This is a genomic window from Paenibacillus sp. A14, from assembly GCF_036864815.1.
GTDB lineage: Bacteria > Bacillota > Bacilli > Paenibacillales > Paenibacillaceae > Fontibacillus > Fontibacillus sanfengchensis.
In genome coordinates this window covers 599,046-611,526 of the sequence record NZ_JBAGJD010000001.1, presented here as the reverse complement: position 1 = coordinate 611,526, position 12,481 = coordinate 599,046, and the positions used below count along the sequence as shown (strand labels likewise).

General features: G+C 52.2%; 14 protein-coding genes. 8 read left to right on the top strand and 6 right to left on the bottom strand.

Annotated elements, in window-relative coordinates:
- Window positions 1-24: 24 nt before the first annotated feature.
- From V4U88_RS03025 to V4U88_RS03010, 4 genes are all read left to right on the top strand, one after another.
- Window positions 25-876, top strand: coding sequence for a response regulator transcription factor (locus tag V4U88_RS03025; protein WP_334071745.1), 852 nt, complete (start codon window positions 25-27; stop codon window positions 874-876).
- Window positions 877-909: 33 nt separating this feature from the next.
- Window positions 910-2,274 (top strand): nucleotide sugar dehydrogenase, encoded by a 1,365-nt coding sequence (locus V4U88_RS03020; protein WP_334071744.1) that lies wholly within the window; start codon window positions 910-912, stop codon window positions 2,272-2,274.
- A gap of 34 nt (window positions 2,275-2,308) precedes the next feature.
- Window positions 2,309-3,214: a hypothetical protein gene (locus V4U88_RS03015; RefSeq protein WP_334071743.1), complete on the top strand. Its 906-nt coding sequence runs from the start codon at window positions 2,309-2,311 to the stop codon at window positions 3,212-3,214.
- Window positions 3,215-3,360: 146 nt separating this feature from the next.
- Window positions 3,361-3,870 carry a Crp/Fnr family transcriptional regulator gene (locus tag V4U88_RS03010; RefSeq protein WP_334072057.1) on the top strand — a complete coding sequence of 170 codons (510 nt, stop codon included), beginning with the start codon at window positions 3,361-3,363 and terminating at the stop codon, window positions 3,868-3,870.
- 59 nt (window positions 3,871-3,929) lie between these two features.
- Here V4U88_RS03010 and hmpA read toward each other — a convergent pair whose 3' ends face one another.
- On the bottom strand, window positions 3,930-5,147 hold the full coding sequence (gene hmpA / locus V4U88_RS03005; protein WP_334071742.1) for an NO-inducible flavohemoprotein: 1,218 nt from the start codon (window positions 5,145-5,147) through the stop codon (window positions 3,930-3,932).
- A gap of 453 nt (window positions 5,148-5,600) precedes the next feature.
- On the opposite strand from hmpA, the gene V4U88_RS03000 reads away from it, so the two are divergent.
- Window positions 5,601-6,263 (top strand): YitT family protein, encoded by a 663-nt coding sequence (locus tag V4U88_RS03000; RefSeq protein WP_334071741.1) that lies wholly within the window; start codon window positions 5,601-5,603, stop codon window positions 6,261-6,263.
- 43 nt (window positions 6,264-6,306) lie between these two features.
- Here the strand turns inward: V4U88_RS03000 and V4U88_RS02995 are convergent, their stop codons facing one another.
- Window positions 6,307-6,489 carry a hypothetical protein gene (locus V4U88_RS02995; protein WP_334071740.1) on the bottom strand — a complete coding sequence of 61 codons (183 nt, stop codon included), beginning with the start codon at window positions 6,487-6,489 and terminating at the stop codon, window positions 6,307-6,309.
- Between V4U88_RS02995 and V4U88_RS26925 the strand changes: the two genes are divergently transcribed.
- Window positions 6,406-6,693, top strand: coding sequence for a CGNR zinc finger domain-containing protein (locus tag V4U88_RS26925; protein ID WP_416367247.1), 288 nt, complete (start codon window positions 6,406-6,408; stop codon window positions 6,691-6,693). The genes V4U88_RS02995 and V4U88_RS26925 overlap by 84 nt on opposite strands.
- Here the strand turns inward: V4U88_RS26925 and V4U88_RS02990 are convergent.
- From V4U88_RS02990 to V4U88_RS02980, 3 genes are read right to left on the bottom strand one after another with little or no spacing between them, the layout of a single operon-like run.
- Window positions 6,649-7,380, bottom strand: a complete 732-nt coding sequence (locus tag V4U88_RS02990; RefSeq protein WP_334071739.1) for an ABC transporter permease — start codon at window positions 7,378-7,380, stop codon at window positions 6,649-6,651. The two genes, V4U88_RS26925 and V4U88_RS02990, sit on opposite strands and share 45 nt — an antisense overlap.
- A gap of 12 nt (window positions 7,381-7,392) precedes the next feature.
- Window positions 7,393-8,142 carry an ABC transporter permease gene (locus V4U88_RS02985; protein WP_334071738.1) on the bottom strand — a complete coding sequence of 250 codons (750 nt, stop codon included), beginning with the start codon at window positions 8,140-8,142 and terminating at the stop codon, window positions 7,393-7,395.
- Window positions 8,139-9,056 (bottom strand): ABC transporter ATP-binding protein, encoded by a 918-nt coding sequence (locus V4U88_RS02980; RefSeq protein WP_334071737.1) that lies wholly within the window; start codon window positions 9,054-9,056, stop codon window positions 8,139-8,141. The genes V4U88_RS02985 and V4U88_RS02980 overlap by 4 nt, the downstream gene beginning before the upstream one ends.
- 165 nt (window positions 9,057-9,221) lie before the next feature.
- On the opposite strand from V4U88_RS02980, the gene V4U88_RS02975 reads away from it, so the two are divergent.
- Both V4U88_RS02975 and V4U88_RS02970 read left to right on the top strand, forming a co-directional pair.
- Complete coding sequence (locus V4U88_RS02975; RefSeq protein ID WP_334071736.1) at window positions 9,222-9,935, top strand: response regulator transcription factor; 714 nt, start codon at window positions 9,222-9,224, stop codon at window positions 9,933-9,935.
- Complete coding sequence (locus tag V4U88_RS02970; RefSeq protein ID WP_334071735.1) at window positions 9,936-11,321, top strand: sensor histidine kinase; 1,386 nt, start codon at window positions 9,936-9,938, stop codon at window positions 11,319-11,321. It abuts the gene before it with no gap.
- A gap of 93 nt (window positions 11,322-11,414) precedes the next feature.
- On the opposite strand, the gene msrB is transcribed toward V4U88_RS02970, so the two are convergent.
- Window positions 11,415-12,401 (bottom strand): peptide-methionine (R)-S-oxide reductase MsrB, encoded by a 987-nt coding sequence (msrB, locus tag V4U88_RS02965; protein ID WP_334071733.1) that lies wholly within the window; start codon window positions 12,399-12,401, stop codon window positions 11,415-11,417.
- Between the last annotated feature and the right edge of the window lie 80 nt (window positions 12,402-12,481).

Below are 12,481 nucleotides of genomic sequence, written 5' to 3'. Positions count from 1 at the left end.
TATAGAAAGAAGGCGGGATGAGAGATGCTGAATACGGCATTGCAAAGTAAGCAAGAGCAGACCAGCTTATATATGGACATCGAGCAAAGCGTAAAGGAAGCGACCTATGAAACCAACGGGATTTTGTTCATTTCTTGCGCAGGCGGGCCATCTTACTTGGAGAAGCAAGTGCGTGGCATTTTGGAATCCCAACCCGGGGTGAACCACAAGCTCTGGGGCGGCGAAGAGCCGGGCTCCCTGTTCATCCTTTTCCCGGGGCAGACGCTGGACGCGGTGCACTTTCAGGGGCTGCTACTCAAACAGCGGCTGCAGGAGAGCATTCCGGATTTGAATGCGCGGATAACCCTGACGAGCTTTCCCGAGAAAAAGCAACTCACGCAGGAAGTGCTGATTAAGATGGAAGACTCGGTGAAGCATCAGGCTTCCGGGGAAATCCACATTTTTACCCGTGAGGAAATGAAAACCATGCGCAGCCGCGTTTTGATTGTTGAGGGGGATGCGACAGTCCGCGAGTTTCTGGAAATTCGCCTGCAGATGCAGGGCTACGAAACCGCGGTGGCCGACAACGGCTTGTCCGCCCTGGAAATGATCGAGTCCTGGAAGCCTGATTTGGTCCTGACGGAGCTTAATCTTTATGGTATCGACGGTCTGCCCTATATACATCATATTCAACAGCTGCAAGTTCCCGTGGTGCCGAGAATCGTAGTCTTGACCGAGCAAAGGGTGGAGCAGACGATTAGCCTTTGCTTCCAAAACGGAGTGGACGATTATATCACCAAGCCGTTTTCACCTGTGGAACTGGATGCCCGTATTCGCCGTTCGCTGCATTCGTTGAGAATGGATCCGCAAGCTTTGTACTCCCAAAAGTTAAAATAAAAATCTATATAGACAAAAATGGAGGTTGGAGCAGTGAATAATCAATATCAGAAATTACTGGAAGCCATCGAATCGAAAAACGCAGTTTTGGGTGTGGTAGGTCTTGGGTATGTCGGCCTTCCTCTGGCTGTCGAAATGGTGAAGCAAGGATTTCGTGTAGTGGGTATTGACCTGGATGCCGCCAAAGTCGACAAACTTTATCGCGGGGAATCTTATATTCATGACATTTCTGACGAAACTCTCGGCGAAGTCTTGGCCACGGGACGGTTCAAGCCAACGGCGGACTATGCTTCCCTGCGTGAGATTGATGCGATCAGTATCTGCGTTCCGACTCCGCTCAGCGAAAATCAGGATCCGGATACCTCCTATATTGTAACGGTTGTGGAGCAAATCAAACGTTTCATGAAGAAGGGCATCCTGATCACCTTGGAAAGCACGACTTACCCTGGAACGACGGAAGAACTGATCCAGATGGAGCTGGAAAAGCTGGGGTATGTCGTGGGCGAGGATTTCTTCCTCTGCTTCTCCCCGGAACGTGTCGATCCTTCGAATACGAAATTCAATACCTTCAATACGCCAAAGGTAATCGGAGGAACGACGGAAGCCTGCCTGGCTTTGGGCACGGCGCTTTACAGCAAGTATGTTCAAACGGTCGTTCCCGTCAGTTCGCCAAAAGTGGCCGAAATGTCCAAACTTCTGGAGAACACGTTCCGCAGCGTCAACATTGCCTTTATTAACGAAATGGCCATGATGTGCGACCGGATGGGCATCGACATCTGGGAAGTGATCGACGCGGCGAAAACCAAACCGTTTGGATTCATGCCGTTTTATCCGGGGCCGGGAATCGGCGGGCATTGCATTCCGTTGGATCCGATGTACCTGTCCTGGAAGGCGAAAGGCTTCCGCTTCTATAGCCAGTTTATCGAATTGGCTCAATCGACCAATGACAATATGCCATATTATGTAGTTAACAAAACATCCAAAATTTTGAACGAATACGCGAAGTCGATCAAAAAATCGAACATCCTCATCCTGGGGATGGCTTACAAACCGGATATCAGCGACCTGCGCGAGTCGCCGGCTCTGGAGGTTTATGAACTTTACAAGGACAGCGGGGCGAAAGTGGAGTACTACGACCCTTACGCGACGAGCTTCCGCGACAAACACGGAATTAGTGTGCCAAGCGTGGCGTACGACCTGGAAAAATTCAAATCGTACGACTGCATTGTGCTGGTGACCAACCACAGCAACTTGGATTACGGAGCCATCGCTAACCTCGGCGTGCCGATCGTGGATACGCGCAACGCATTCCGCGATTTCCGCCTGCCGCACATTTACAAAATCGGCCATTCGGTACAATCGGTGGCTGAAACGAGCGAGGCTCTGATCGTCGGATAAGGGGTTTGCGTAGACACGGAAGGCGGTGATGAAAATGAAAAACGCTGGAGCGAACCGGAGAAGACGGCTTTGGATCCTGTGCGGAGGGATCGCGTTATCCCTTCTTCTGCTCGTCATCCGTCCTTCCCCCTCGGAAGCCAAGGCAACCTGGCTTTGGAATACGAAGCTGATCCAGCAAAACGGCGAAGATATCATTCATTTTGCCAAAAAGCAGCGCATAGAAGTTATTTTTTTGCAAATCAGCGGGGACGTGAAAGAGGAGAGTTACCGGGACTTCGTACGTCTGGCTTCCTCAGAGGGCTTGGAGGTTCATGCGTTGAATGGACAGCCGGAATGGGCCTTGCAAAAATACCAGCAAGAAGCGAATAAATTCCTCGAATGGGTTAAGGAGTACAACCGGAAAGCGGCACCGGAGGAAAAGTTCGCCGGCATACAGTTCGATGTGGAACCTTACCTGCTGGATAATTGGGAGCGGCGCAAGGCATCCATCGTTGAGCAGTGGGTGGAAAATATCCGGGTCTGGATCGAAGCGGGCAAAGGCAGCGATTTTGAAATTGGCGCCGCTGTTCCCTTCTGGTTGAACGATATGAACTATCCCGGATCCAAAACACGGCTAAACCAGTGGATGCTGGAAAAGTTTGACTATGTGGCCATCATGTCCTATCGGGATGAGGCGGACCGGATCTATCAGGCGGCCCGGGCGACCCTGGAGGAAGGAGACCGCAAGAAGAAACAGGTATGGGTCGGAGTCGAGGTTGGGCAGAGCAAGGAAGGGCCGGGCGTGTCGTTTCACGAAAAACCGTTCGTCTCTCTGATCGGAGAAATGAATAGACTGGTGAAGCTGATGAAGGATCATTCCTCCTTTGCCGGCATTGCGGTTCATAGCTACGAGCCTTGGAGAAACAAGCAGGGCCTGTGGGAACAATCGCTTAAGGAATGAAGCGTTCAGCCATACCACAACCCGGAGCGCAAGGGCTCCGGGTTGTTCGCATTTAAGAGGCAAGAATAGGGAAAGGCGGGAGGAAGACATTTATATTTTTTGCTATAATGATAAGTGATAGTGTCTACGGGAAATGGAGCGATGACATGATTTTGCATAAAGGAGAAATCTTATTTCGCCAGGGTGATGAAGGGCTGTTTTTGTACCATATCAAGAGCGGCCTGTTTAAAGTAACCCGGCTGCATGAGAACGGCAATATGGTTCTGTTCAATATTTTGTATCCCGGTGAAACGGTTCCCCATCATTCTCTTATTTCGCCAAAAGAGACACATGGAACGGCCATTGCCCTGATGCGCAGCGAGGTGGAAGCCATCCCGGCGCAGGAATGGTACAGAGAATTGCAGGAGGATCCGAAGAAGCCGCTGGAGATCGCGCGGCTGCTTCAGGAGAAAGTCCGGTTTATGCAGGAACGACTGGATCATTTGACCGTCGGTACCCCGGCGGAGCGTTTGGAATTGCTCACCAAATGGCTGGGACAACACGCTCATGGCGTACCGCTGACGGAATACTTGACCCAGGAGGAAATCGGGCAATTGATCGGTGTCCGGCGCGAAACCGTGAACCGGCTGCTGCGGCAGCACGCGGCCTCGCAATAAAACAACCCCGGGAAAGAACCGCCCTTGCGGATCTTTCCCGGGGTTGTTTAATTTGGCGCTTAATTCAATTCATTCTCCAGACTGTCCGCCGGTCCGAAAAATTCAAAATGAATCCGTTCCTGCGGCACGCCCCATTCCTTGAGCGCGCGGTTGATCGCCCGCATAAAGGGAACGGGACCGCAGAAATAGAAATCCGCTTCGGGGCCCGCGACCGATTGGAGCCAAGGCAGGTCGATGTAACCGGTCTTGTTGCAGCTTTCGCCCGGAGCCGGCGTCTCATAAATATGATAGGCGGTGAGCCGATCACTATGCTCCCGGGCCAACCGGTCGATATGGTCCTTCATGGCGTGGTGGCTGCCGCAGCGGGCGGCGTGAATGTAAGTTACTTTACGGCTGCCGCCTTTCTGAAGCAGCGTTTCCAGCATGCTGACCATCGGTGTCAAGCCAACCCCGCCGCTCAGCAGCACAACCGGCAAGGTTTGATTTTGGTCCAGCGTGAAATCTCCGGCCGGAGCGCTGATTTCCAGTAGATCGCCCTCTTGAATCCGGTTGTGCAAATAAGTGGATACAATGCCGGCAGGCTTATCGCCGATAGTATCTTCGCGCTTGACCGAGATCCGGTAGTAAGGCTGGCCGGGAGCCGCCGATAAACTGTAGTGGCGGAGATGCGTGAATTCCTGACCCTCCGGTTTGACGCGAACGGTGATATACTGACCGGGCTCATAGTCGGCGATCTCCTGACCGTCTTCGGGCTTCAGATAGAAGGAGGTGATCACGTCGCTCTCCTTGACTTTGCGGTCCACCACGAAACGGCGCCAGCCGCGCCAGCCCCCTTTTTTCAGCTCGGCTTCTTTGTACATTTCCGCTTCCACCGCGATGAACACATCCGCGATAACGCCGTAGGCTTTGGCCCAGGCATCGATAATTTCGTCCGTCGCGGCGTCGCCGAGCACGGTCTTGATCGCCGCAAGCAGGTTTTCTCCGACGATCGGATAATGCTCCGGGAGGATGCCCAGTGCGCGGTGCTTTTGGGCGATCCCGCGAACGACCGGGAGAATTTCCTCCAGCCGATCGATGTGGGCGGCCGCCGCGTAAACGGCGTTCGCCAGAGCGGTAGGCTGTTTGCCTTGACGCTGATTGGCGTGATTGAAGATGTTAAGCAGCTCGGGATGGTTTTTGAACATCATCTGATAGAATTGTTTGGTAATGGTCTGTCCGTGGACTTCAAGCACCGGAACGGTGGACTTGATTACTTCAATCGTTTTGGCATCTAACACGATCAAACCCTCTTTCTTTTAGCATATTCTATATTCCTTTACGTAATCAGTATAGGCAGCCCAATTACAGCAGAATTGTGAGTTCGGTCACATTAAAAATTTCCGAAATGTGAATTCAGAGAAAACGCAATGAAAATTATCACACTTTCGGGATAATTTAATATTTACCGGGAGCAGGCTGTTTAGTCATCATGGAGTCTGTGTTATAATAAAATTAGATAAAAAACAGAAAGGATCAGGATACCATGTGTTCCCGAAGGACGAATTCCCCAAGGACGATTTGGAAACGTTATGATCTCTCTTATACTTAGCTTCTTTCGTGGAGCGTCGGTTTACGGCCCACAACCCTACGAAAGAAGCGTGTGATGATGCGAAGGATGAAGTCCTCCAGGACCTTCTTTGGCGTAGGGTGTGGCTGTAAGGTCAACCAAACTACGATAAGAGGGATTCCGAATGAGGAAATGGACTGGTTGGAAGATTGACGTCAAGTCATGGATAACGATGTTGTTCGGTACGTTTATATTGGCATTTGCGTATTATCATATTAATTTTGAGAACGGCTTGTCCGAAGGCGGATTTGTCGGTTTGGCCCTGCTGGGAAAATATTTGCTGGATGTGCCTCCGGCGCTCTCGATGATCTTGATGGACATTCCGATTTTTATTGCGGCGCTGTTCTTGCGAGGCAGAACATTCATCGTGAATACGCTGCTGGCCTCAATGGCTTTCTCATTATTCTATGAACTTTGTGAGCGATTCTCGCCGCTGCATTTAAATCTCGGGTCCAATTTACCCCTGGCGGCGCTTCTGTCGGGCCTGCTTACCGGCTTCGGGGCGGGTCTGGTTATACGGAAAGGCGGCGCCACAGGCGGGGATGACATTTTGTCCCTGCTGATCAGCCAGTGGTCCGGCATCAAGATCGGAACGGTGTTTATTCTTCTCGATGCGGTGGTTCTTACCATTTCGCTGCTGTATTTACCGTTTAGAGAAACGATGTACACCGTGATGGCCGTTTTGATCGCCGGCAAGATGATCACCTGGACCGTGCATTACGGAAGAAGAGAGGCCGCACCGCGACGTGTTCCTTACGGCATGAAGAAGAAAACAGCTCGGGCTTGAAGCCCGGGCTGTTTTTTTGTGCATTTTTTAGATATATGACGCGCTATTCTTCATCCTCGGGGTGATTCTTATCCCACTCCTCCGCCTTGGCGGTGCCGATGGCGATCGCGCGTCCTTCCTCATAACCTTCATCAAGCAGGGCATTGGCGATTTCGACCGCTTTGTTCCGCACTCGGGGGCTGAGGTTTTTCATGGACGGCGGATAATCATTTTTATTCCAGGGCATTGGCGATCATCTCCTTTATCCAAAATCTTTTATCTCATTACCCGACTGACGGAAGCGGAAAACTTAAAGCTTAGGTTACGCGTTTGCGAAAACCCCGACTGCCGCCGGGTCTTCTATGAAGATACGCGGAATTCAGGCAGGCAAGCCTTAATAAGGCTATCAAGATGTGACGATATCCCGCTTATTCAACCGGCGAACAGATAACGAAAAGAAGATCACCATGTAAGCCAAATTTACCGTCCAAAAAAGCAGGTTCTGGGTGTCGGTCAGCTTATTTTGATTCAACGCGCCCATCCCGATTGTGAGAAGCGAGAACGGAAAAAACAGGCCCAGCTTGGCGACATACATCCCCAAACCGATCATGACCGCACAAAGACTGAGGCCGATAGGCGTAGCGAAGCTGCGGATCCGCAGCGACAACCCCAATTGCAGTGCCGCCACGGACAAGGAAGCATACCATCCCCGCAATATCCAGCCAACTGTCTCCATAGGGAAAGGCCCGGACAGGGAAAAAAGCGTGCCTGCAAGCCAGTAGAAGCCCATAAACAGTAGTTGGGCGAATAAAATCAACAGGCCGACGACCATCCATTTGGCCAGTACGACACTGACGATCGGGACGGGAACGGTTAACATCACATTCCAATTCCGGTTCAGGTGTTCCAGTCTGCATACATAGGAGCAGCAAATGGCAATCAGAATAGGCAGGAAAAACTCGCCATAAAACAGGCTAACCTGGGTCCATAAACTATACCAGCCGTTGTTGAGGACGCCTTGATTAAAATAAAAATTGGCGCATCCGATGAGCAGGCTTACGATCGGAAGCACAGCGAGCGCAAGGCCGATCCGGGAATGCCGCAATTTGAGCCATTCAGCGAAAACACTTCGTATCATTAACTTTCCCCCTCAGATTTCCTGCCGGGCGACGTGAAGGCTTCCGGCGGTATAGAACAGGAGTGCTATCGTCAATGCGGCCGCAACTATTCCGAACTCCATAGGCTGTACCATATAGATGCCCGATGAATCGGCATAGCGGTAAGTAACGGGACTAAGATCCAGATAATAAGACCAAACCAAAACATGTCTGAACGCAGCCGGAAAAAGCCCGGAAGTCATTCCGATAAGTCCGCCCAACATGCCGAGGCACAATGCGAAAGTCTGATTTTTGACGGCCAGGGAAATCCACTGCTGAAGTGCCGTAACCGCAAAAGTCGTCAGCATGGCGCCGGCAAGAAACCCAACCAGCATGCCGATAGGAGGAGCTTCCGACATATTCGTGCTAAAACCGAACGCGATCATAAGCAGAGCCTGCCCAAGAAGGCCGAAAAAGAGCAGACTGTTGGCGCACATATACTTTGCCGCATACAGACCGGCGCGGCTCACATTGGTGGCCGCAAGCATTTTCCAGGTGTCCCCTCTATGTTCCATATCACAAACACGGGAGACGACGATGGCCGAAACAATCGGCATAAACAGTCCGTTCATGCTGGCTATCGTAAAGAGGACAGACTCCCATACGGCATGATCCGGGTTGCGGGCAATGGAACGGCTGACGGACAAGAAGGTCCATAGCATCTCTACGGCAAGAAACAAGAGAATCATGAGCCCTATTTTTTTTCGGCGGATTTTGAAGTATTCCAGTCGTAACAGGTTCACAAGCTCCGCCCCTTTCCCGTCAGCTCCAGAAAAATATCCTCCAGACTTTTGCGGTGCTCCTCGATTCTTGTAACGGGAATGTCATAGGTGACCAGCAGCTTGTTGATCTCCGCCACCTCCGTATCTTCAAGATCGCCAAGCTCAAGCCAGCTGCCGTTTTGGAGCGGATTGTAGCCTCGGGCAAGAAGCAAGCGCTCTGCGCCGGCATAGTCCCCTGTTTTCAGCGCGATGGATGTTCTGCTTTTTTTTCGCAGGCTCTCCATACTGCCCTGGAATAGCAGATTTCCCTCGCTGATAATGCCTACCGTGGTAGCGATCTGTTCGACTTCCGACAGCAGATGGCTGGAAAGCAATACCGTCATACCGTAGCGCGAAGGCAATGACTTGATGAGCTCCCGGATTTCACCGATGCCGGCGGGGTCCAGGCCGTTCGTCGGTTCGTCAAGAATCAGCAGTTTGGGAAAAGAAAGCAAGGCCATGGCGAGACCCAGCCTTTGCTTCATGCCGAGCGAATACTGTTCGGTTTTCTTGTGTTTCTGATTCTCCAGCCGTACGATGCGGAGCGCCTCATCGAGGTTGCGGTCAGGCACGTTTCGCAGGCGTTGAATGACCTTCAAATTCTCCAATCCTGTCAGATGTCCGTAGTAGGAGGGGGATTCGATCAGCGATCCCGTACGCTTAAGAATGAAGGATCGTTGTTTGCTCAGGCTTTGCCCAAAGATTTGAAGAGTTCCCTCCGTTGGCTTGATGAGTCCGAGCAACATTTTTAAGGTTGTTGTTTTTCCGGCTCCGTTCGGTCCCAGAAATCCATAAATCTCCCCCTCCTGCACGTGAAGATCAACTTTATTTACGCGGTTGACGCCTCCATAGGTTTTGGTCAGGTTTTGCGTTTGCACGATTGCCGAAGCACTCATATGGCAAGTCGACTCCAATCCGGTTAGATTTGAATTTCTTCTTGACTCCACTTTAAGGAACCCGCCTTTCCCGGGGGTAAAGAGAACCTTACATCAACCTTAAATGGATGGGAGCGGCACAGATCTTCACCATGTTCATGTATAATTGAAGTCGGGTGATACGGCATGGAGCAAGTGAGAGACAAAAAAATATTAGTAGTGGATGATGAACCGGAAATCCGGATGATGATCGAAAGATTTTTGAGAAAAGAGGGCTTTTTTCGTATTTTCACAGCGGCGGATTGCGCTTCGGGTCTGGCGATTTGCCGCGCAAACAAACCGGACATCGCGATCCTCGATATCATGCTGCCCGATGGCGACGGATTTTCGCTTCTTTCTTCCATCAGGCAGTTCTCCAGTATGCCGGTTCTTTTCCTTTCCGCCCGGGGCGAGGATGAAGACCGATTGCTGGGGCTGGGACTAGGGGCCGACGATTACCTTGTGAAACCGTTCCTGCCGCGCGAGTTGGTTCTGCGCCTGATGGCGATTTTAAAGCGGGTATATTCCCCCGCCAGAGAGGTGCATCTGCCCGTTTTCCGACTAGGGGACCTGACCATCGATCTGGAAGGCGCCACCATACGCGGAGACCGGAAGGAGATGCCGCTAACTGCAAAGGAGCACGGTATTCTTGTGAAGCTGTACGAACACCGCGACCGGATCGTCACAAACGATGCGCTTTGCCAGGCGGTATGGGGAGACGACAGTTTTGGCTACGAAAATACATTAATGGTCCATATCAGGCGAATCCGCGAAAAAGTCGAGCCGGATCCCTCCAACCCGGTGTATCTTCTCACCGTAAGGGGCCTGGGGTATAAGCTGCTGGTCAAGGAGACCCGTTGAGTGGAAGCGGTTCTTCGCATATTACGCCGCTTTGTCGCCATGACCATCCTCGTCTCGATCGGTGTGCTTATTTTTAACTTCGTATTGCTTGGCGTATTGGTGTTTAAGGAAATCAATCAGGCTCCATCTCCCGAAGATGTAGTCAAGCGGGTGTCCCAAGGCTTGAGCAACCAGGAAGGCGGCTATCTTCTGGACGAGCGCGCATCCGAGCTGCTTTCGCATCAAAAGGCCTGGGCCATGCTGCTCGGAGCGGAAGGCCATGTGGCGTGGGACTATCATCTGCCCCCTGATGTGCCGCGGAGCTACAATTTGATCGAGGTAAGCCAATTTTCACGCTATTATTTATTGGAATATCCGGTCTATATCTGGAAGCATCAGGATGGCTTGGTTGTGGTAGGGTACCCCAAGACAAGCCACTGGAAGTATCAACTGGATTTTCTGCCCGAATGGATTAGATCGTTGCCTCTGCGGCTTCTGGCGCTTCTTCTGATCAATGTGGCACTTGCCCTAGTAGTTTCTGTCCTGATCGGTACGCGGCTTATTAGAAGGATACGTCCTCTTGTGGAGGGAGTGCATCGTCTTCCGAGGGAACAAACGGTCAAGCTCGACGCCAAAGGGATATTCGGCGATTTGGCCCGAAGCATTAATTTGGCGTCGGAAATCCTTCAGAAGAAGACGGCCGCGTTGAAGGCGAGGGATGAAGCGCGCTCCAACTGGGTTGCCGGGATTTCTCATGATATCCGGACCCCCCTCTCGATGATCCTCGGTTACGCCAGCGAAATGGAGGATCATCCCGACTTGCCGCAGGAACAGAGGCACCAGGCCGGGATTATCCGGCGCCAAGGCGAGAAGCTGCGTTCGCTTGTAAGCGACCTGAATCTGGTCTCCATGCTCGAATATGAAATGCAGCCTTTGCATCTGAAACCCGTGAGACTGGCGGTGTTGGCGAGACAGGTTGTTGCTGATTTATTGAATAACGGTTTGGACGAGCGCTATGACATTGAATTAAAACTGGCCGACGAGGCGTTTCAAATCAAAGGAGACGGGAAATTGCTGCTTCGGGCTATCGAGAATCTGGCGCACAACAGCGTGCGCCACAACCCGGAAGGCTGCAGGATCGTAATAGAAGGTGCTCTATCCGAGGACCGCTCATTTTATCGTCTGATCATAAGGGATGATGGGAGGGGAATCCCGCAGGAGCAGCTGGCGGAGATTACCGAGCTGCCGTATTCGTCGAGGAGAAAGAGACCTGTCCAGCAAGGCCACGGTTTAGGGGTTCCCATGGTGGCAAGGATCGTGCAGGCGCACCACGGCCGGCTTACGCTTGAAAGCGGCGGGGAGCAAAGCGGGCTTAAAGCTGTCTTGGAATTTCCATCGCCGATTTGATACCCGGGATTCATTTGAGAAAAGAGCGGCGGCCCGGGGGATGAATTCTTCCCGTCGGGCCGCCGCTTTGCCTTGTTAAGGGGTAAACCGCGATTATTCGCTTGCGGAAGCAGAGTCAAACAAGAAAAGATATTCTCCGTAGCCTTCCTTCTCCAGCTTCTCTTTCGGGATGAAGCGGAGCGCCGCGGAATTGATGCAGTATCTCAGTCCCGTCGGTTCGGGGCCGTCTTCGAACACATGTCCCAGGTGGGAGTCGCCCTGCCGGCTGCGGACCTCCGTGCGAACCATAAAGTGGCTCGTGTCGGTCTCTTCCTTGATGCTGTACTCGCGAAGAGGACGCGTAAAGCTCGGCCAGCCGCAGCCGGCATCGTATTTATCGCGCGAACTGAACAGGGGTTCGCCGGAAACGATATCCACATAGATGCCTTCTTCCGTGTGGTCCCAAAACTCCCCGGTAAATGGGCGTTCCGTGGCGTTGTTCTGCGTTACCTCGAATTGAATCGGGGTCAGCCGTTTCTTGAGCTCTTCGGGATCGGCCGGCCGGGACCAATGGCGTTCGATGAAATTCTCACGGCCCGATCCCTTGCGGTAACGCTTGTAGTGCCCCGGGTTCTTCTTGTGGTACTTCTGATGGTATTCCTCGGCCGGGTAGAACGGAGCGGCGGGCAACACTTGCGTGACGATCGGGTTGCTGAACCGGCCGCTTTCGGCTAGTTCGCGCTTCGATTGTTCGGCTTCCTCGCGCTGCCGTTCATTATGATAAAAAATAGCCGTCCGGTAAGATTCGCCGCGATCGTGGAACTGCCCGCCCTCATCGGTAGGGTCGATTTGCTGCCAATACAGCTCAAGCAGCTTGCGGTAAGGAAAGACAGCCGGGTCAAACGTGATCTGTACGGCTTCATAGTGGCCGGTTTGTTCGGAGCACACTTCCTCGTAGGTCGGATTCTCCGTCCTTCCGCCGGTATATCCCGAGATGATCCCGTGGATGCCCGGGAGTTCCTCAAAGGGCGAAACCATGCACCAGAAGCACCCCCCTGCAAAGGTAGCCAGCTCCAGATTGGAAGCCTGCGATGTATTCATGCTGATCCCTCCGTTTCAATTTGGCGATAAGTTTTTGTAAAGGAGTTAGGGTGATTCCGGCTTCCATTATATCGTTTTTT